Here is a 20,891-nt window from a genome sequence, read left to right on the forward strand (position 1 = left end):
GTGAGAAGAAAAATAAGGTTAGTATAGATTTTAATCTCATAGTTAATCAATCAATGATAATTGAATTTTACGTTTTTCGGTGTCAATACCGATTACAGTAACCTCGATTTGTTGACTCAAATGTACTTTCGTGTTAACATCCGAAATAAATTCATTTGAAATTTTCGAAATATGAATCAAACCATTTTCTTTAATTCCTATATCAACAAAACATCCAAAATTGGTGATATTATTGATAATTCCAGGAACTTTCATTCCCAATTGCAAATCTTCGAACTTCTTCAAACGTGGATCAAAACTAAAAACTTTAGCTGTAGAACGTGGATCTAAACCTGGTTTTTCCAATTCTTTTTTAATATCTTCTAAAGTCGGTAATCCTACTTTATCTGAAATATATTTTTTCAAATCAAGTTGATTGATTAATTCTTTGTTTTGAATTAAATCGTGTAATTCAACCTTCAAATCTTTCGCCATTTTTTCAACAATTGTATACGATTCAGGATGTACAGCGGAATTATCTAACGGATTTTTTGCATTCGGAATTCTTAAAAATGCAGAGGCTTGTAAAAAAGCTTTTTCACCTAAACGCGGAACTTTTAATAATTCTTTTCTCGAATTAAATGCACCATTTTCGCTTCGATATTCTACAATATTTTCGGCCATTTTTTCGCCAATTCCAGCAACATAATGGAGTAGGTGTTTACTTGCAGTGTTTAAATTTACACCAACTTTATTTACACAAAATGAAACAACATCATTTAACTCGTTTTTTAATAAATTTTGATCCACATCATGTTGATACTGACCAACTCCAATCGATTTTGGCTCTATTTTTACCAATTCAGCCAAAGGATCTTGTAAACGACGACCTATAGAAATAGCACCACGTACAGTAACATCTTTATCAGGAAATTCGTCACGAGCAATTTTAGAAGCTGAATAAACAGAAGCTCCAGCTTCGTTTACGACAAAAACTTTCAAAGGACGATCGAATGCTATGTGTTGAACCAGGTTTTCGGTTTCACGGGAAGCTGTTCCATTTCCGATAGAAATCGCATCTACATTATATGCATTTACCAAAGATTTAAGCTTTTTGATTGCTTGTGCTTTTTCATTTTGAGGGGCATGTGGATAGATATTTTCATTATGTAATAAATCACCTTGCTCATCCAATACGACAACTTTACATCCCGATTTAAAACCAGGATCAATAGCTAAAATTCTTTTTTGACCTAAAGGCGGAGCCAAAAGTAATTGATTCAGATTTTTTGAAAAAACATTGATCGAAGTTTCATCTGCTTTTTGTTTCGCTTCTTTCAAAACTTCATTCGAAATCGATGGAGCCAAAAGTCTTTTGTAAGCGTCTTTTATAGCTTCCTCAATTAACCAAGAAACTTCAGGTTGAATAGATTTTATCAAGGTATATTCAAGAAATTTGAACGCTTCTTTTTTATCAATGCTTACATTTACTTTTAAGAACCCTTCGTTCTCACCACGTAAAATTGCCAAAAGTCGATGCGAAGCAATTTTTTTAAGAGGTTCTTCGTATTCAAAATAATTTGAAAATTTTTGTGCTTCTTCCTCCTCAGTTTTAGATTTGACCAGTTTACTTTCGATCAGCGCAGTTTTTCTAAAAATATCTCTCAATCTATGGCGAACATACTCATTTTCGTTGATCCATTCTGCAATAATATCTTGAACGCCAGCAAAAGCATCTTCGATCGTTATAACATCCTGATTCAAATATTTAGTAGCTAAACCATCTAAATCGGGTATGTTATTTTGCTTCATAATAATTTTAGCCAAAGGTTCTAATCCTTTTTCTTTTGCAATTGTGGCACGCGTTTTCTTTTTCTTTTTGTACGGAAGATATAAATCCTCTAACTGAACCAAATCAAAACTTTTCTGAATACGTAATTGTAATTCATTTGTCAATTGATTTTGATCCTCTAAAGTTTTTAAAATGAATTCTTTTCGAGCAACAATTTCTAGATACTGTGATTGTAATTTTTTGATAGTAGAAATTTGAACTTCATCTAAATTACCTGTCAACTCTTTTCTATATCTCGCAATAAAAGGTATAGTGTTATCATCGTTCAAGCAATTGATCGTATTGTTAATTGATTTTTCTGAAATAGACGTAATATGTTGATGAATGTATTGAATCAAATTCATGTTAAAAGTTTGGACTTGCAAATTAGCATTTTTAATAAACATAAAAAAACAGTAATTTTATTTATATAGGTCGTATTATTTTGGATATGCTATTTTGTAATTTATTGAAAAAGAGCCAAAATCAAAAGGAGTTTGTTTAAAATAAAAAATAAGTAAAAATATTTTTTAAAAAAAAAGTTTTGGAAATTGTTAAATTATTTCTAAATTTGTAATCAGGTAGTAGAGAGTAAGATTGATTTTTTTTAATGTTAAATTTATACACACTTGTGTAAGTTTTTTTTAAAAATCAATTGGGTTTAAGCTGAGGAGCTTAAACCCGTTTTTTTTTATAGTAAGTTTTATATCTTTGAGTCAAAATATTACTACAAATGGCGCGTTTAAAACTGATCTTACCTGAATCTTTTTTATTTTCAACAACAATAGCAGTACGTATAACAGATTTAAATTACGGAAATCATTTAGCAAATGATAAAGTGTTATCTATTTTACATGAAGCACGAATGCAGTTTTTTCAACATTATGGCTATTCAGAATTGGATTTTGCTGGTGTAAGTGTGATTATGGGAGATGTTGCGATTGAGTATAAAAATCAAGCATTTTATGGAGATCAATTATTGATTGAAATAAGTGTACAAGATTTTTCACGTGTAAGTTTTGATATTGCCTATAAAATATCAACAAAAGATAAACTCATTGCAAAAGCAAAAACAGGTATTGTCACTTTCGATTATAAGAATAATAAAGTGGTTGAAGTACCAGAAAAGATAAAAGATATTTTTCTAAACAGATAAACTTCAAAAAATAATTACGCTAATCGTTTAAGTCTTTGTAAATTTGCACCGAGTTATGAAGATTTTACCATATAAAAATTTATTTGTCGGAATCACCGACACATTGCAGCAAATTTTCTTCGAAGGAAAATATGCAGATAAAGAAGTTGAGCGAACATTGAAATCGAATAAGCAATGGGGAGCGCGAGATCGTGCCTTTATTGCCGAAACTGTGTATGATTTGGTTCGTTGGAAACGTTTGGTTGAAGGGGCAATGAGTCGTCCACTTTCTCCTGATACAATTTGGGAGTTTGTTGGAACTTGGTTTGCTTTAGATCCAGAACAAACGTTACCGAAATGGGAAGAATTTCAGAAAATCTATCCAAAAGAAGTTTTAAAAAGACACCATCAATCTTCTAAAAACATAGCAGTAGCAGAATCTTTTCCAGATTGGATGTTCGAGTTAGGTGAAAAGTCTTTAGGAAGCCGTTGGTTAGATGAAGTACGTGCAATGAACTCGCAAGCGCCGACAGTTTTACGTGTAAATTCATTAAAAACAGATCGTAAAACGTTGCAAAAAGCATTAAAAGAACGACAAATTAAAACGAAAGTTTTGTCGAAATACCAAGATGCTTTAGAATTAGAGGAGAAAACAAATATCTTCAGAACTGATGAATTTCAAAATGGTTGGTTCGAAGTTCAAGATGCTGGTTCTCAATTAATCGCTCCTTATTTGCGTGTGCAACCAGGAATGCGTGTTGTTGATGCGTGTGCTGGAGCTGGAGGAAAAACATTGCATTTAGCTGCTTTGATGGAAAATAAAGGACAAATTATTGCAATGGATTTGTACGAATGGAAACTAAAAGAGTTGAAACGTCGTGCAAAACGTAACAATGTTCAGAACGTACAAACAAAGGTTATTGAAGCGAAAACAATCAAACGTATGGAAAATTCTGCTGATCGTTTGTTAATTGATGCGCCTTGTTCTGGAATGGGAGTGTTGAAACGTAATCCTGATGCGAAATGGAAATTAAGACCAGAATTTATTGATGAGATTACAGCTATACAAGAAAAAATCTTAGCAGATTATTCTAAAATAATTAAAGTTGGTGGGTTAATGGTTTATGCAACATGTTCTATCTTGCCACAAGAAAATGAACAACAAGTAGAAAAATTCTTAGCAAATCATCCAAATTATAAACTGATTTCGGATAAAATGCATTATCCTTCTGAAACAAATTACGATGGATTTTACATGGCTTTGATTGAAAGAATTTCTTAATTAAAGATTTATAAAATATTAAAAGACCGAGATTTTCTCGGTCTTTTTTATTTACAATTTTATCTTAAACCTCACTCGTCGATTTTCAAAATTTTTCCAATCAATACAATTCGTTGCAGGATCACATTCTTTGTGTTTCAAATCAGAAAAACCTTTACCAAAAATTGTGAATCGATTTTTATTTAATCCTTTTTCAATCAAATAATTCAATACTGCATTCGCTCTTCGTTGAGATAAATCAAAATTGTATGATTCCGTTCCCACAGCATCAGTATGTCCTTCAATTACAAAATATAGCGTAGGATTTCGCTTCATTATTGATACAACTTGATTCAATTTTGGATAATCAATTGTTCTAATTTCAGCTTTATCAAAATCAAATTCAACCGTTTCCATCAAATAATTTGAAAAATCTTGTACATAATTTCCGATTTTTTCTTCGTTCAAATTTTCTTCTGGACAACCATTTCCAAAACGATTTCCTTTTACGAGCGGACATTCGTCTTCCAAATCCATCACGCCATCGCCATCTGTATCATAATCGTTGTTGAAATTTTCAAGATAATCTTTTTGTATCAATAAATTATATGGAGTCGAAATATTGAATTCAGTTCCAATTTTCTCAATTTCTTTTCTATATCGCCCATCTTTCTTACACATTTCGCCACAACGTTCTTCATCTTTCAAGAGATAATCAATTTTTTGCTTCGCCCAATAAAAGGTAATTGCTTCTGTAAATTCGCTTTGATTAGGCTGATTAATTTCAAATGTTTGAGTGAAATTTTGATTGGATTGATTTCCAATTAATTCCATTTTTTTTGGATATCGAAGATTGCAATCACGTGAAACAAAATTGACAGTATTTTGTGCCAAATAGGTATTGAAATTTTTAGGAAATGTTTCGCTGAGGTTGATTTGTGCTGATTGTACTTTTATATGATAAATAGAAGAATTGATAATAGCTTGATAAAATTGAGTAGTTTTTTGGTTAAATTCTTTCGGTTCGTTTACTGTAATTGGAAGAGTACCTGTCGCCAAACTAATAAAATTCATCGCTTTATAATCTAATTCTCTTCCAATTCCAAGTGTAATAAATTGCGTGTCTTTTGCATAATTTCGAAGCGAATTATAAACAGTTTCATTCAAATTCATTTTTCCATCCGAAATAATAGCTATAATTCGTTTATAATTTTTATTAAAAGGATTTTTCTGAATTTGATTGATGGCTTCATCCAATAATTTTTCACCATTCCCACTTAAAGAATTAATTTTTTGTAATGCAAAATTGATATTTTCTTTTGTTTTTAATTGCGATTTTTTGAAGATTAAATCATTTTTTGTCGAATAAATCAGTACATTAAATTTATCTGTTTCATTTAATTTAGGTAAAATTTGATTCATCAATTTTTTGATGGTTTCAATTGGTTGGTTCATCATCGAACCTGAAGCATCTAAGACAAACAAAAATTCGCGTGGTGTAGTAAAGTTTAAATTGTTTTTTCCTGGATCTATCGTTCCTAAAATATAATCGCAACCATTTTTGGTAAAGGTTTCAATTCCTGTTTGTAATTCATTTTTTGTATACGAATAAAGAATGTTTGGAAGTTTAGTTCTAGTAAAATCAGTTGAATAATTTCCTTTGTCATCAAGATGGAATTTTAAATCGGAAGTGATTTTTGAAATGGGAAAATTTCCAGAAAGATTAATTTTTGAGTTAATGTGTTGAGGAAAACCATTTATTTTATTATTCCAACGATTAATTTGTGTGAAAGATTCAGTTCTTTTGACGATAAATTCTGGAAAAGAAAGTTGATAATTTAAATTATTTTCTTCTATAATTCTCGAAGTTTTTAACTGAATTATAATCGTTGCATTCGCAGGAATTTTTCCTAAATCTAATTGTAAAACTTGATAATTTTTCTGAGCTTTAAAAATTGTTGAGGCATCAATGTTTTTCAATTCTTTTCGAATATCTACGATCGATTTGGATTGAATTTCAAAAACATTTTCATTGACTATAGCTTTTAACTCATAAATATTTTGTGAAACTTGGTAAGGATAAATAAATTTGGCCGAAATTTCATCTTCAGATTTGTTTTGGAAATGATAAATGCTACTTTGATTTCCTAATAAATGATGAAAACTATAGTTGTTTTCGAGTTTAATTGCTTCAATTTTTTCAAAATCGTCGTCATTTTTTAGTTCTAAATAAGGAAAGATTTGTTGTGCACAACAAAATGTATTCAGAATTATAAAAAAAAGTAAAAAATGTATTTTTTTTGGGTTCAAGTTGATGCTTTTAAATATGTCAATGTAAAGATAATGAAACAATTGATGTGTTGTTTATTTACTTTATTGCTAATATTGATTTTGTATAAAAAATAAATAAAGCAGCTGTTAATTTTAATGGTTATATACAAGGAGTTATTTCTTGAATTTAAAAAGATTGGTTTGAAAATTGCATTAGTCCGGATTTAACAAATAAGTTAATTAAATTTGCACTTTATTTTACATAAAAGATGAATTTTAATTTCAGAGAAGTTGAAAGAGTAGAAAGTATTTCTGCGAAAGATTTTCAGAAATATTACGTAAAACCTCAAAAACCAGTTGTAGTAGAGGGGATCACAGAGGATTGGCCTGCCTATGAAAAATGGAATTTTGAGTATATAAAACAAGTTGCAGGAGACAAAATTGTTCCTTTATATAATAATGATCCGGTTGATTATACGAAAAAAGTAAATGAACCTGTTGCGAAAATGAAAATGTCTGAATATGTAGATTTATTACAAAGTAAACCTACTGATTTACGTATATTTTTATACAATTTAATGAGTCAAGTTCCGCAATTGCAGCAAGATTATAAAATGCCAGATTTGGGATTGAATTTATTCAAATCGATGCCAATGTTATTTTTTGGAGGAGAAGGTTCAAATGTGTTTATGCATTATGATATCGATTTAGCGAATATTTTGCATTTTCATTTTGCAGGAGAAAAACGTTGTATAATTGTACCGCCAGAAGATACAAAATACATGTACAAAATACCTCATTCGGTTATTTGTAGAGAAGATATTGATTTTGATCATCCTGATTTTGAGAAATGGCCAGCGTTGAAAAAAATTAATCCAATGGTAGCCGATCTTAAACATGGAGAAATGCTATATATGCCTGAAGGTTGGTGGCATTACATGAAATATTTGACACCAGGATTTTCGATGAGTTTGCGTTCGTTGGCTCACAAACCAAAAAATTTATCAGAAGCGATTTATAATATTTTTTTGATGCGAACATACGATAATGTAATGCGTAAAATGAAAGGTCAGGCTTGGATTGATGAAAAGAATGAACGCGCAATCACAAAAACGAATAAATTAATTGCACGATAAAATAGTTTTATAGAAAATTTTTCTAAATCAAGGAATGTCTATTGAAAGATGTTCCTTTTTTTATTCTATTCACTTAAAATCGTATAAATCAATAAATAATTTATTTTAATTATACTAAATTTAGAAAGATATTTGCAGAATATTTTTCTGAATTTTAAGTAATATGATCACTAAAAAAGGAAATTTTTGGGCTTTATTCCCTTTAATCATTTTTATACTCGTCTATTTTTCGGCATCTACCTATTTGAACGATTTTTATACTGTTCCAGCTTTGGTCGTATTTATGTTAGCTTTGGTTATTGCGTTTGTTCAATTTCCTAAAGTTCCTTTTAAAAGCAAAGCCAAAGCGTTTTGTAATAATGCAGGTGAAGAAACGATCATGCTAATGATATTAATTTTTCTACTTGCAGGTGCTTTCGGAAGTTTAGGAGCAACAATTGGCGCAGTAGAATCGACAGTTAATTTATTTCTGAATTACCTTCCTTCATCCTTTATTGTAGCTGGATTCTTTATGTTATCATGCTTTATTTCGACTGCTTTAGGAACTTCAGTAGGAACAATTGTAACAGTGGCACCTATAGCGGTTCAAATGGATAAAATGATTCCAGGCTCTATGCCAATTTTGTTAGGAGCTGTCGTTGGAGGTGCAATGTTTGGTGATAATTTATCGTTTATTTCCGACACTACAATTGCTGCAACACGTACGCAAGAAGTAAGTATGAAATCTAAATTTAAAACAAATTTTCGAATAGTAGTTCCTGCAGCTATTGTTTCGATAATGATATATTTTTCACTTTCTCAACATTTTGATACTTCAAATTTCAAAGGAGAACAGTTAGATTTTGACTTGATTTTAGTTTTACCTTATTTGTTAGTTTTCGCTCTGGCAGTTTCTGGAGTTAATGTTATTTGGGCTTTAATCATAGGAATTATCTCGTTCATTGGAATTGGATTATTTTATTCTGGCATTCCAACTGTAACATTAATTTCTGCTATTAATGAGGGTTTCAAAGGTATGTTCGAATTATGTATCATCTGTTTAGTGATTGGCGGAATTGTTGGAATTATTCGTTTGAATGGTGGGTTAGATTTTATCATTTATCATTTAACGAAAAATATCAAAACAAAACGTCAAGCAGAAATGAGTATTGCATCACTTACAGCGTTAGCAAATGCTTGTTTAGCGAATAATACAATCACAATTTTAATTTGTGGTAAAATTGCCAAAGAAATTTCTGATCATCATAAGTTAGAAGGCAAACGCGTAGCGAGTATTTTGGATACAGTTTCGTGTTTTGTACAAGGAGTTTTACCTTATGGTGCACAAGTATTGGCAGCTGTTGCTGCGGCGAACGCTATTTCGAATGTTGCAAAAGTTTCTTCGATAGATGTTTTATCTAATTTATATTATCCATTTTTGACGGGAATTTGTACGCTTATTTTTATCTTATTTTTTCAACCAAAATCAATTAAAAAATAGATTGATGTAGGATATTCATTCGTCGGATATTATTTTATAACTTTGTGAACTGAAATTTTTAAGATGAAAAGAGTTGTCGTAGGACTTTCTGGAGGAGTAGATTCAAGTGTTACAGCCTATTTGCTAAAAGAGCAAGGCTATGATGTGATCGGATTATTTATGCGTAATTGGAACGATGCATCAGTAACGTTGGAGGATGAATGCCCATGGATAGAAGATAGTGCAGACGCTTTGTTGGTAGCTAAAAAATTAGATATTCCTTTTCAGGTAATTGATATGTCTGATTCGTACAAAGAACGTATTGTAGATTATATGTTCAATGAATACGAGCAAGGAAGAACACCAAATCCAGATGTATTATGTAACAGAGAAATCAAGTTCGATTTGTTTTTGAAAACAGCTTTAGAACTTGGTGCGGATTATGTTGCAACTGGACATTATGCACGAAAAACGTCTACAATTGATAAAAATGGGAACGAGATTTTTCAGTTATTAAAAGGAACTGATAACAACAAAGATCAATCTTATTTCTTGTGTCAATTGTCGCAAGAACAATTAAGCAAAGCATTATTTCCAATTGGAGATATAGAAAAACCAGAAGTAAGAAGAATAGCGCAAGAACAAGATTTGGTGACAGCTAATAAAAAAGATTCGCAAGGACTATGTTTTATTGGAAAAGTAAGTTTACCCGAGTTTTTGCAACAGCAATTAAAACCAAAAGAAGGTGTAATTATAGAAATTGCGAAAGATTGGAACGGATATAAACGCGAAATCCCAACTTTTACAACGAAATACGAAGCATTAGAGTTCGAAGCTAAAGGATTTTCTTATAAACAAGAAGACGGAGAAATTGTAGGTAAACATCAAGGTGCACATTATTTTACGCGTGGTCAACGAAAAGGATTAGGTGTAGGAGGAAAAGTAGAACCTTTGTTTATCATCGATACAGATGTTAAGACCAATGTGATTTATACAGGTCAAGGAGCAGATCATCCTGGATTATTGAAAAAAGCTTTATTTATAAAAGAAGAAGAAGTGCATTGGGTTCGCGAAGATTTAGCACTTAAAACGGACGAAACAATGGAAGTTATGGCGCGTATTCGTTACCGTCAACCTTTGCAAAAAGCTACTTTACATAAAGCTGAAAACGGAATGTATGTAGAATTTGAGCATCCTCAATCGGCAATTACAGAAGGTCAGTTTTGTGCTTGGTACAAGGAAGATGAACTTTTAGGTTCTGGTGTGATTAATAATTAGAAGTTAAATTATTTTATATTTTCAAACGCTCAAGATTTACTTGAGCGTTTTTTGTATATCATAATTTGTGAAATATGGTTATAAAGAAGGAATATTCTACTTAAAACCTTGTTAAACTTCAGGTTGATGATAATAAATCTATTGCGAAATAACGAAAAATGTAGTTATTTAGCATACCAATTTTTATCAAATGAAAAACGTATTTTATATCATGATGATTAGTTTTTTAACATCATGTGCTGCAATTCATAATGTACCAACTTCACAAAATCCGAATAATTTTATTCAACCCAATACAACAAGTTCATTTGTTGATCAAAATGGTAATTTTTATCCAGATAATTGGTTGAAGTCCTATGGAAAACCACCAATGAATGCAAGTAGAAGGGATTATTCACTAATGAAAATTGCAACAGAAAATAATTTTCAAAATCAATTAACGACTTACGAAGAATTACGTCTTAATAATATTGAAAAAAGAGTTAAGAATAAAAAACGTGTTATCATTTTTGTTCATGGAATTGACAATGATTATTTATTTAGTTTAAAAAATTATAACAAAGCCAAAACCTATATGAATCTTAATTCATCAACCGATGAGATAATCAATTTTTATTGGGATGGGTTGGTGAACGAGAGCCTTTTTGGTGCAGCAAAAGTATGGGTTAGTGCAACAACAAATAGTCAAATGGCAGGTGTTTTTGGGTTGCGTAGAATCTTGAATGTTATTCATAATAAAGACGTTTATTTGATTTCGCACAGTCGTGGAGCTTCAGTAGTGTTAAGTGCTTTGGTGAATCCTTCTTTGCGAGGAAGTGAGATAAAACGTGCTAAAAATGCACATCATGTTGATTTTACAAATGCCGAAATGTTGAAAGAAAATAACAACAAAATTTATAGTATCATGTTAGCCCCAGCAATTGGGAAGATTGATTTTACCACAGATGCAAATCAATACAAAACTTTTTCTACTCAACTGAAACGTATGCATATCACGATTAACAATACAGATTATGTGTTAGGAAAGGGTAAGACAGGTTTCATGTCTCGCAACTTGATTGCGACTGATTTTGGGTTTAAGAAAGATTTGTTTGATGAACTCTCAAAAAATTATACGTTTTTAGAAGAAACGGATTTTACAGGTCAAGATTCGCATGAATTTAGAAAATATATCACCAATCCAAAATTTATTTCGATTCTGAAAGCGTTCAAATTAACAAAGTAAAACGAAAAGCGAAAGTCGAATTTCGCTTATTCATTTCGTAAATCAAAAATCTAACGTTGTCATTATTTTTTAAATTCAATCACCTCTAAATTTTCAATTTTACCATCATTCAATTCAAAACGTAACATTGTACGAACTTTCTGAAAACCATGCTTACCAACAGCACCAGGATTCATATGAATTAACCCCAATTGTTTATCAGGCATAACTTTCAAAATATGAGAATGCCCACAAATAAATAATTTTGGGGGATTTGTATAAATTTCTTGACGAATAGCAGGATTATATTTGCCAGGATAACCACCAATATGGGTGATCCAAACATCGACACCTTCTAAGGTAAATCTATTGTTTAGAGGAAATTCTGCACGCGCTTTATTATCGTCAATGTTTCCATAAACAGCACGCAACGGTTTTATTTTTGCTAATTTGTCGGTAACAGAAATATCTCCGATATCCCCAGCATGCCAAATTTCGTCTGCTTGTTGCGCATATTCCAAAATTCTATCGTCGATATAAGAATGCGTGTCCGAAAGTAAAAGAATTTTCTTCAAAAGGTTGTATTTTTGTTGTTCAAATTTACAACAATTGCGATATTTTTTAGAATTAGCATACAACGGAAAAAATTATTTTGGTTATCAAATCCAACCCAATCAAATTTCGGTTCAAGAAGTAATCGAAGATAGATTGTCTAAACTATTAAGAAAAGAAATTTCGATAGTTGGTGCAGGCCGTACAGATTCTGGTGTTCATGCCAAAAAGATGTTCATTCATTTTGATTATGACGAATTACTAAATAATGATTTAATCAAAAAACTAAATTCTTTTTTACCAAAAGATATAGCCGCTTATCGCTTATTTTTGATGGATGATGAAGCGCATGCTCGATTTGATGCGACTTCGCGTTCGTATAATTATTTTATTTCACCCTTCAAAGATCCTTTTGCGTTTGAAAGTGCATGGATTTTTAATCGTAAATTGGATGTAGAAAAAATGAACGATGCAGCAAAATTGTTAATTAAGCAAGGAGATTTCGGAAGTTTTGCTAAATTACATACCGATGTAAAAACCAATATTTGCGATGTAAGAGAAGCATTTTGGCGAACAAATGAAAGTAATCAGTTGGTTTTTAAGATTACTGCAGATCGTTTTTTGCGAAACATGGTACGTGCAATTGTTGGAACATTGGTTGAAGTTGGATTAGGAAAAATTTCTATCCAAGATTTTGAAGAAATTATTGAACAAAAACAACGTTCTTCAGCTGGTGCCTCGGCTCCTGCGCAAGGATTGTATTTGGTAGATGTTCAATATCCAAAAGAATTATTTAAAAATGAGTTCAAATAACGAGAATACATCGTTTGATTTTAATGGATTAAAACGTGTTTTACAAATTGGTGCACAAAGCAAATATTTATTTTGGGCCGTGGTTTTTGTAGCAGTTTTTAGTGCATGTTTTTCTGTTTATCGTCCGTATTTAACGGGAAATATTATTGATGATTACATTCAGACAAAAGATTTACCAGGTCTAAAAATGCAAATCGTAAAACTTGCTTTAGTGTTGGTTTTCGAAGGGATATTGTCATTTTTCATGGTTTATTTAGCAAATGTTGTTGCACAGCGTGTTATTCGTTTGTTACGCGTTCGTTTGTACAATCATCTGATCAAGTTTAAGCTTGGTTATTTCGATAAAACACCAAACGGTGTTTTGGTTACACGTTCAGTTTCAGATGTTGAAACAATTGCTGAGGTTTTCAATGATGGTATTTTGGTAATGTTGGGAGATGTGCTAAAGATCGTGTTCATTGTATTTGTAATGTATTGGATGAATTGGGTTTTGGCTACTGTGGTGATTATTATTCTTCCGTTAATGATGATTATTACACGTTTGTTTCAGAAAGCATTGAAAAATGTGTACCAAGAAGAACGTACGATTGTGGCGAAGTTGAATACATTTGTACAAGAGCGTTTGACAGGAATGAATATTATTCAGGTATTTAATCGTCAACAAGCAGAATACAATAAATTTGTTTCAATTAATAATGATTTAAAGAAAAATTATCTAAAAACAGTTTTCTATTTTTCACTTTTATTTCCTGTTGTCGATATTATTTCGGCTTTAGCAACCGGAAGTTTAATATGGTTTGGAGGATTAAGAACAGCAGTTTATGGAGATGTTTCGGTTGGTGATTTAATTGCCTTTACACAATATGTAACCTTATTAACAGCGCCTATGCGTGCAATTGCAGAGCGTTTTAATACCATTCAACGTGGTTTAGTAGGAGCAGATCGTGTGTTCAAGATTTTGGATGATGATCAGACTTTAACGGATAATGGAAAAATTAAATTGGATCATGTGAAAGGAAAAATCGATTTCGAGAATGTTAAATTTTCTTACGTTCCGAATAATTTGGTGTTGAAAGGAATTTCTTTTTCAACAAATCCAGGAGAAAAAGTTGCAATTGTAGGTGCAACTGGAGCAGGAAAATCAACGATTATTAACTTGTTAAGTCGTTTTTATGATATTGATTCAGGCACAATAAAAATAGATGATGTTGATATTTATGAAATGGATTTACAGAATCTTCGTCATCATGTAGCGGTTGTTTTGCAAGATGTATTTTTATTTAATACAACCATTTATGATAATATTGTATTAGGAAACAAAGATATTTCGTTGGAGGAAGTACAGAATGCTGCAAAAATTATCGGGATAGATCATTTCATCATGTCATTGCCAAAAGGTTATTATAGTGAGGTAAGCGAGCGAGGTTCTACGCTTTCTGTTGGTCAACGTCAATTGATTTCGTTTTTGAGAGCGTATATTTATAACCCAGAAATTTTGGTGTTAGACGAGGCGACTTCTTCGATTGATACAGAATCAGAAGAGTTAATTCAGAAAGCGACCGATAAATTAACGCAAGGTAGAACGTCTATCATTATTGCGCACCGTTTAGCGACAATTCAGAATGCAGATAAGATTATTGTAATGGATAATGGAATGATTGTTGAACAAGGTACACACAGCGAATTGTTAGCAAAGCAAGGATATTATGCTAATCTTTATGAAGTTCAATTTTCAAAAGAAAATTAATAAGAATAATTCGTTAGATTTGTTTAAATTGAACAATCAAATAATAATATAAACTTTTAAACTCTAATTAAAATGAAAAAATTATTTTTAGCCGCTGCAGTATTAGGTGTAGTTTCTTTATCTTCTTGTAAATCTGAAAAAGAAAAAGTAGCAGACAAAGTAGAAAATACGCAAGAAAATGTAGCAAATACAGTACAAGATCAAGTTGAAGCAGGTAAAGAAACGATGGATAAAGTTGCAGATGTAGCAAAAGATTTACCAACTTTCTCTGATCCTAAAGTAACTGAATTTGTTACCAAATACAACCAATGGGCTGCAGATATGAAATTAGCAGCAACTGCAGGTGATGCAAATAAATTAGCAGAATTAACAAAACAATCAGTTGATTTTTCAAAAGAATTACAAGGTTACACACAATCTTTAACAGCAGAAGATGCAAAGAAATTACAAGATTGGACAGCTGAAATTCAAAAACAATTAAATAACTAATAGGTTGTTTTCAACTTTATAAGCTCGGATATATCCGAGCTTTTTTTATGATTTATGATATAGATTCATAATATAATAATCCATATCTTTATCATAAAAATTTATAGATATCAATTTTTAAATATGACATTAGTACAATTACAATATGTGCTGGCTGTTGCTGAGCATAAGAACTTTACAATTGCTGCTGATAAATCCTTTGTTACTCAACCAACGTTGAGCATGCAAATTCAGAAATTGGAAAAAGAGTTAAATATTGATATTTTCGATAGAACTTCGCATCCAATTAAGATTACACAAATTGGAGAAAAAATTGTTGCACAAGCCAAAACAATTTTAATGGAAGCTAATCGAATGAAACATCTTGTTAACGAAGAAAAAGGTTTGTTAGAAGGTGATTTTGTGATTGGAGTTATTCCAACCGTTTTACCATCTTTGGTGCCATTGTTTTATAAAACTTTTCAAAAAAATAATCCGAAATCAAATTTGATTATCAAAGAATTGCAAACGGATAAAATTGTAAAAGGAATAAAAGATGGCTCATTAGATTTTGGAATTGTCGTTTCTCCACTATTCGAAGATCAACTGATAGAAAGACCTTTATATTATGAACCGTTGGTAGGTTATGTTCCAAATGGACATCGTTTAGCGGGCAAAGAAAAAATTAATGAAAATGATTTAGATACTTCAGATTTATTGATTTTACAAGAAGGTCATTGTTTTAGAAATAATGTATTGGCATTATGCGATACATCTAATATGAAAAACCGTCCGATAAAATTGGATTCAGGAAGTTTCGAAGCTTTGATAAAATTAGCAAACGATGGATATGGAATGACATTGTTACCAGCGTTGGTTGCGGATGATTTATCAGATGAATATAAAAAGTTTGTAAAGAATTTCGAATCTCCAGTTCCTACGCGAGAAGTTTCATTGATTTTTCATCAATCTCAACTGAGGGATTCTTTTGAAAAAGAATTAATCAATACAATTCAAGGTATATTGAGAGGGAAAATATTTTTAGAAAAAGACCAAAAAATGGATTCGAATATGGTTTCTTTACCAAAAAAATAATAAAAAACGACTCAAAATTAAATTTTGAGTCGTTTTTTTATGTCTTTAAATTTCCTTTAAGGAACTATTGTTGTAAATAAATACGTAGCAAAAAGTGTTAATAAAACAATTCCTTGCTGAATATTTGTTCGACCAGAATTTAATGATAAATAAACAGTGAATAAGGATAATACTAATAAGATAGATGATTTTGCATCTATTCCTAATGTTACTTCTAGTCCTGTAAAATAACATACGATTGCTACAGCAGGAATTGTTAATCCAATTGATGCTAAAGCAGAGCCTAAAGCCAAGTTAAGGCTTGTTTGTAAACGGTCTTGTTTTGCGGCTTTATATGCGGCTAAACCTTCTGGTAATAAGATAACTACGGCAATTATAATTCCCACCAATGATTTTGGAGCACCTAAATCCATCACAATTGTTTCGATGGTTGGCGATAATTTTTTTGATAATAAAACAACTGCACACAAAGCAACTAATAATAAAACTAAACTCGAGATTGTAGTCAATAAATTTGGTTTTTCGACATGTAATTCTGATGTCACATTATCTTTGCTAGTTTGCGGTAAGAAATAATCGCGATGACGAATGGTTTGGACAGAAATAAATCCGCCATATAAAATAAGAGAAATAATTGCGACAAAAATTAATTGGGAAGACGAAAATTCACCGCCTTTTTCTGATGTCAAAAAGTTGGGTAAAACTAATGTTAAAATAGAAATAGCAACCAAAGTAATAAGGGCTGTCGAAACACCTTGTTTAATGAAATTTTGCTCCCTAAAACGAACACCTCCTGCCAATAAACATATTCCTATTATTCCGGTTAAAATAATCATCACAGCTGCAAAAACAGTGTCTCGCGCCAGGACAGATGGAAATCCAGTCGATTCTGACATCATCAATGAGACAATTAATGAAACCTCGATTACAGTGATGGCTAAGGCTAAAATTATGGTTCCGAAAGGTTCGCCTACTTTATGCGCTACAACTTCTGCATGATGTACAGCTGCTAAAACTGCAAAAATTAATATGATTCCTAAAACTGTAGAAAACCACACTTGTTCTTTAAATTGGTCGGCAAATCCTAACGAAAAGATTGCTATAATTGGGCAGATAATTGTCCAATAAGGTAATGTTAAATTGAATTTTCTTGAAATAAAATTGTTTACATGCATTCAATAGATGGTTTTGGATTAGCTACAAAAATAATCAATAATATTGATAATTAACATGTATGATTATCATAAATAGTAATGATTGTACATTGTTTTTTGTTAAATTAACGGTTTAACTAATGATTGTCATTAGAAGAGTCTCAATAAAAAATTAAATTTGCACCATGTTAAACGTATCTGACGAAAAGTTAAAAAAATGGTTCGCTACTGCTTGTGTATGGGAAACGGTAAGTTGTGTACTTTTGTTTTTAGTCGCAATGCCGATTAAATATCAATTTGATTATGTGCTGCCTATGCCATTTGCCGGAAGTTTCCATGGTTTTTGGTTTACAGTTTATCTGCTGTTACTTTTCAAAGTTAGAAAAATTTACAAATGGGATGATGAAGATTTTATCATTTACATAATGTATGCTTTTGTACCTTTTGCAACTTTAGCAGTACATAAAGTGATTAAAGAAGATAAAAACAATCAATAAAAAAGGCTTCATCGTGAAGCCTTTTCTATTTAATAATCATATGTCTTTCGCCATTTAGCAATTGTATTTCTACTTATTTTATATTTTTCAGCAATATAGGTATTGGTGTAATTATTCTTTTTCTGAATATTTAATATTTTCTGAATAGAGTTTAAATCATACGATTTGTGTTTTTGATTATCAGTAGTTTCGTTAGTGTTTAATATCTCTGATAGTTTGATGACATCCAAAACATCCATTCTTTTTTTAAAAGCTTTTTGCTTTGTTGAATTTTTTCTGGGAACTTTTTCTGAATAATCTCTTTATAAATTTTTTGGTAGTTTGGTTTTTGCATGATGAGTAAAATTTAATTTTGAGGTAGATATTTCTTTATCCAATTATGGATGGTATTTTTAGGTATATTGTATTCATTCGAAATTTCTTGAATCTTTTTGTTTTCAGTTGTGTATAAATCCAAAACAAAGTCAATAATCTCCTTTGTATAGACACTTTTTCGAAAGTTTGGTAATACAGAACTTGTGAAGGAAGTTGTTTTAGAAGAGTTTTTTGGAAGAGGAGAAAACAAAATAATATGTTGCGAATAGATTCTAAAAAAATCATACTCTAATAATTTTGACCATTTGAGCAAATCATTAGTTAAGATACTTTTACTCTTGAATTGTGCTTTTATTTCTTCTTCTGTATAAGTCTTAAAAAAAGCAATAATTCTTGATGTGTCAATGTCTAATTCTTTCACTCTTTTTTTTATCAAAGAGCCAATGTGTATATTTTTCATACGGTAGTAAAATTCGGTAGTATAAATATAAAGAAACAATATTTTTTTTACCTAAAATATTGATGATAAATATTGTTTCTGTATGTTAAAAGAAGGTTTCGTTATATTGAATTTATTTTATAAATTTATGCGACTAAATTAAGTATAATGATTATTCAACCAAGAACAAGAGGTTTTATTTGCATTACAACTCATCCTGAGGGAACTGCAAAAAATGTTCACAATCAAATTGAGTACGTAAAATCAAAAAATATTTCAACTGAAGGACCAAAAAAAGTATTGGTAATTGGAGCTTCGACAGGTTTTGGACTGTCATCTCGTATTACGGCTGCTTTTGGTTATAATGCAGCAACAATAGGTGTTTTCTTCGAAAAACCAGCTGCACCAAGAAAACCTGGAACTGCAGGGTGGTACAATACAGCCGCTTTCGAGAAAGAAGCGCACGAAGCTGGTTTGTATGCAAAAAGTATCAACGGAGATGCTTTCTCAGATGAAATTAAACAACAAACGATTGATTTAATTAAACAAGATTTAGGTCAAGTAGACTTAGTCGTGTACAGTTTAGCTTCGCCACGTCGTACACATCCTAAAACAGGTGTAGCTTATTCTTCAGTTTTAAAACCAATTGGTGAGCCATTTACAAATAAAACAGTTGATTTCCATACAGCAAGTGTAACGGATATTACAATCAATCCAATCGAATCGCAAGAAGAAATTGATAACACAATTGCAGTAATGGGAGGTGAGGACTGGAAATTTTGGATGGAAGATTTGAAAGCCGCAGGCGTTTTAGCCGAAGGTGTTAAAACAGTTGCTTATTCTTATATCGGACCAGAGTTGACACATAGAATTTACAAAGATGGATCTATTGGTATGGCTAAAAATGATTTAGAGAAAACTGTTCCAGTGATCAATGAATTATTAGCTGACTTGAATGGTATTTCGTACGTTTCTGTAAATAAAGCATTAGTTACTCAGTCCAGTTCCGCTATTCCAGTTGTGCCATTATATGTTTCATTATTGTACAAAGTGATGAAAGATAAAAATATTCACGAAGGAACAATCGAACAAATGCAACGTTTGTTTGCAGAGCGTTTATACACAGCGAACGGAGAAGTTCCTTTAGATGAAAATGGACGTATTCGTATTGACGACTTAGAAATGAGAGAAGATGTACAAAAAGAAGTGGATGATTTATGGAAAATTGTTACTTCTGAAAATATCAACGAAATTTCGGATATCAAAGGTTATCGTGATGAGTTTTTCCAATTATTTGGATTTAATTATGATCAAATCGATTACGAAGCAGATACGAACGAATTGGTAACTGTTCCAAGTATTTCATAAAATAATTTACAAAGATACAAAGCCTCAGAAATTAATTTCTGAGGCTTTTTTTATTGTTTTGTTTCCGAGAGTTAGTGGAAGATGATGCTACAATAATAGCCAGTTAATCTCTTATTTATTATCGAGAAGCGTTAATTCCAATATTATTTGTTGAATAAGAATACCTTTTGTATTATTATGAATTAGGTTTTATTTTTTAATGAATTTTGTAGAAATCCTTTGTCCATTTTTAGTCGTAATAACTCCTAAATAAACACCTGGAGTAAGAAATTCTACTTGGTTAATTTTACGTGTAGAATTTAAAACATTTTTTCCATTAAAATCATAAACAGACAAAGACAGAAACTCAGGATTTATTACTTCTAATACCTGATTTACAACCGTTGTTGCTAAAGTAGCAGTTGTATTACTAAAAATCTCCGTTGTTCCTAAAATGCTTTCGATAATGTAGCAGTTGAGGTTAAAATAAAGTCATCCGCTGCATGAATAGTTCGGGAAGATGAAGAAGCACTTATTGCACTTCCTTCAGATGCTTGTTCCTGTGTAAATAAAAGTGTCGTTTGCGCATTAATGAATTGGCAACTAAAAATTAGTCCGAATAAAATAGATAAGTAATTTTTTTGTTCATATTGTATTAATTTCAGCTAATATAATCTTATTTATATTTGTACAAAATCAAAAATTAAGAATATCTGGCTAACTTTATTTGTACAATAAAGACTGATGTAAAATCATTAGCTTTTAAAGTAGAAAGACTTCACAAAACTTTTAGGAATGGAGCCTCTTTGTTAGATGTGAAACTTACATTCTCTTGTAATCTTCCCCTTGTTAAGAACACTTAAAAGTAGAGTTTTTATTTAATATTATTGTATTATTATTTTGATTAATT

19 protein-coding genes are annotated in these 20,891 nt (G+C 31.0%); 12 read left to right on the forward strand and 7 right to left on the reverse strand.

Annotated features, from left to right (window positions below; all coding sequences use genetic code 11):
- Nucleotides 1-42: 42 nt before the first annotated feature.
- Nucleotides 43-2,175, reverse strand: a complete 2,133-nt coding sequence (locus IF125_RS11925) for a Tex family protein (protein ID WP_225539036.1) — start codon at nucleotides 2,173-2,175, stop codon at nucleotides 43-45.
- A gap of 368 nt (nucleotides 2,176-2,543) precedes the next feature.
- On the opposite strand from IF125_RS11925, the gene IF125_RS11930 reads away from it, so the two are divergent.
- The gene (locus IF125_RS11930; protein ID WP_171623827.1) at nucleotides 2,544-2,966 is read left to right on the forward strand and encodes an acyl-CoA thioesterase; all 423 of its coding nucleotides are present in this window, start codon (nucleotides 2,544-2,546) and stop codon (nucleotides 2,964-2,966) included.
- Nucleotides 2,967-3,021: 55 nt separating this feature from the next.
- A complete protein-coding gene (locus IF125_RS11935) occupies nucleotides 3,022-4,227 on the forward strand; it encodes an RsmB/NOP family class I SAM-dependent RNA methyltransferase (protein ID WP_171623826.1) in 1,206 nt (401 codons plus the stop codon).
- A gap of 51 nt (nucleotides 4,228-4,278) precedes the next feature.
- Here the strand turns inward: IF125_RS11935 and IF125_RS11940 are convergent, their stop codons facing one another.
- Nucleotides 4,279-6,516: an OmpA family protein gene (locus IF125_RS11940; RefSeq protein ID WP_225542656.1), complete on the reverse strand. Its 2,238-nt coding sequence runs from the start codon at nucleotides 6,514-6,516 to the stop codon at nucleotides 4,279-4,281.
- Between the two features lie 230 nt (nucleotides 6,517-6,746).
- On the opposite strand from IF125_RS11940, the gene IF125_RS11945 reads away from it, so the two are divergent.
- The 4 genes from IF125_RS11945 (at nucleotide 6,747) to IF125_RS11960 (ending at nucleotide 11,575) form a co-directional block, all read left to right on the forward strand.
- The gene (locus IF125_RS11945; protein WP_225542657.1) at nucleotides 6,747-7,613 is read left to right on the forward strand and encodes a cupin-like domain-containing protein; all 867 of its coding nucleotides are present in this window, start codon (nucleotides 6,747-6,749) and stop codon (nucleotides 7,611-7,613) included.
- Nucleotides 7,614-7,776: 163 nt separating this feature from the next.
- Entirely contained in the window at nucleotides 7,777-9,093 is a 1,317-nt protein-coding gene (locus IF125_RS11950) for a Na+/H+ antiporter NhaC family protein (RefSeq protein WP_225542658.1), read from the forward strand.
- A 63-nt stretch (nucleotides 9,094-9,156) separates the two neighbouring features.
- Nucleotides 9,157-10,350, forward strand: a complete 1,194-nt coding sequence (mnmA, locus tag IF125_RS11955; protein WP_225542659.1) for a tRNA 2-thiouridine(34) synthase MnmA — start codon at nucleotides 9,157-9,159, stop codon at nucleotides 10,348-10,350.
- A gap of 190 nt (nucleotides 10,351-10,540) precedes the next feature.
- On the forward strand, nucleotides 10,541-11,575 hold the full coding sequence (locus tag IF125_RS11960; RefSeq protein WP_188319689.1) for an alpha/beta hydrolase: 1,035 nt from the start codon (nucleotides 10,541-10,543) through the stop codon (nucleotides 11,573-11,575).
- Nucleotides 11,576-11,637: 62 nt separating this feature from the next.
- Here IF125_RS11960 and IF125_RS11965 read toward each other — a convergent pair whose 3' ends face one another.
- Complete coding sequence (locus IF125_RS11965) at nucleotides 11,638-12,129, reverse strand: metallophosphoesterase family protein (protein ID WP_188319690.1); 492 nt, start codon at nucleotides 12,127-12,129, stop codon at nucleotides 11,638-11,640.
- Nucleotides 12,130-12,163: 34 nt separating this feature from the next.
- Between IF125_RS11965 and truA the strand changes: the two genes are divergently transcribed.
- The 4 genes from truA to IF125_RS11985 all read left to right on the forward strand — a co-directional run bounded on the left by truA (nucleotide 12,164) and on the right by IF125_RS11985 (nucleotide 16,229).
- Nucleotides 12,164-12,919, forward strand: a complete 756-nt coding sequence (gene truA, locus IF125_RS11970) for a tRNA pseudouridine(38-40) synthase TruA (protein ID WP_225542660.1) — start codon at nucleotides 12,164-12,166, stop codon at nucleotides 12,917-12,919.
- The gene (locus IF125_RS11975; protein WP_225542661.1) at nucleotides 12,906-14,666 is read left to right on the forward strand and encodes an ABC transporter ATP-binding protein; all 1,761 of its coding nucleotides are present in this window, start codon (nucleotides 12,906-12,908) and stop codon (nucleotides 14,664-14,666) included. Before truA ends, IF125_RS11975 begins: the two co-directional genes overlap by 14 nt.
- Nucleotides 14,667-14,738: 72 nt before the next feature.
- Nucleotides 14,739-15,155, forward strand: a complete 417-nt coding sequence (locus IF125_RS11980; RefSeq protein ID WP_171623817.1) for a hypothetical protein — start codon at nucleotides 14,739-14,741, stop codon at nucleotides 15,153-15,155.
- A 123-nt stretch (nucleotides 15,156-15,278) separates the two neighbouring features.
- On the forward strand, nucleotides 15,279-16,229 hold the full coding sequence (locus IF125_RS11985; RefSeq protein ID WP_225542662.1) for a LysR substrate-binding domain-containing protein: 951 nt from the start codon (nucleotides 15,279-15,281) through the stop codon (nucleotides 16,227-16,229).
- Nucleotides 16,230-16,285: 56 nt separating this feature from the next.
- Here the strand turns inward: IF125_RS11985 and IF125_RS11990 are convergent, their stop codons facing one another.
- Nucleotides 16,286-17,404, reverse strand: coding sequence for a calcium:proton antiporter (locus IF125_RS11990; protein WP_225542663.1), 1,119 nt, complete (start codon nucleotides 17,402-17,404; stop codon nucleotides 16,286-16,288).
- Nucleotides 17,405-17,568: 164 nt separating this feature from the next.
- Here IF125_RS11990 and IF125_RS11995 point away from each other — a divergent pair, with 164 nt between their 5' ends.
- Entirely contained in the window at nucleotides 17,569-17,880 is a 312-nt protein-coding gene (locus IF125_RS11995; protein WP_225542664.1) for a DUF3817 domain-containing protein, read from the forward strand.
- Between the two features lie 29 nt (nucleotides 17,881-17,909).
- On the opposite strand, the gene IF125_RS12000 is transcribed toward IF125_RS11995, so the two are convergent.
- Nucleotides 17,910-18,119, reverse strand: coding sequence for a hypothetical protein (locus IF125_RS12000; protein ID WP_225542665.1), 210 nt, complete (start codon nucleotides 18,117-18,119; stop codon nucleotides 17,910-17,912).
- Between the two features lie 107 nt (nucleotides 18,120-18,226).
- Entirely contained in the window at nucleotides 18,227-18,655 is a 429-nt protein-coding gene (locus IF125_RS12005) for a transposase (RefSeq protein ID WP_225542666.1), read from the reverse strand.
- A 147-nt stretch (nucleotides 18,656-18,802) separates the two neighbouring features.
- On the opposite strand from IF125_RS12005, the gene fabV reads away from it, so the two are divergent.
- Nucleotides 18,803-20,002 carry an enoyl-ACP reductase FabV gene (gene fabV / locus IF125_RS12010; RefSeq protein WP_171622867.1) on the forward strand — a complete coding sequence of 400 codons (1,200 nt, stop codon included), beginning with the start codon at nucleotides 18,803-18,805 and terminating at the stop codon, nucleotides 20,000-20,002.
- A 189-nt stretch (nucleotides 20,003-20,191) separates the two neighbouring features.
- Here fabV and IF125_RS14360 read toward each other — a convergent pair whose 3' ends face one another.
- Entirely contained in the window at nucleotides 20,192-20,449 is a 258-nt protein-coding gene (locus tag IF125_RS14360) for a T9SS type A sorting domain-containing protein (protein WP_394369892.1), read from the reverse strand.
- Nucleotides 20,450-20,891 lie beyond the last annotated feature (442 nt).

It is taken from the genome of Empedobacter stercoris, assembly GCF_020281205.1.
Lineage (GTDB): Bacteria > Bacteroidota > Bacteroidia > Flavobacteriales > Weeksellaceae > Empedobacter > Empedobacter stercoris.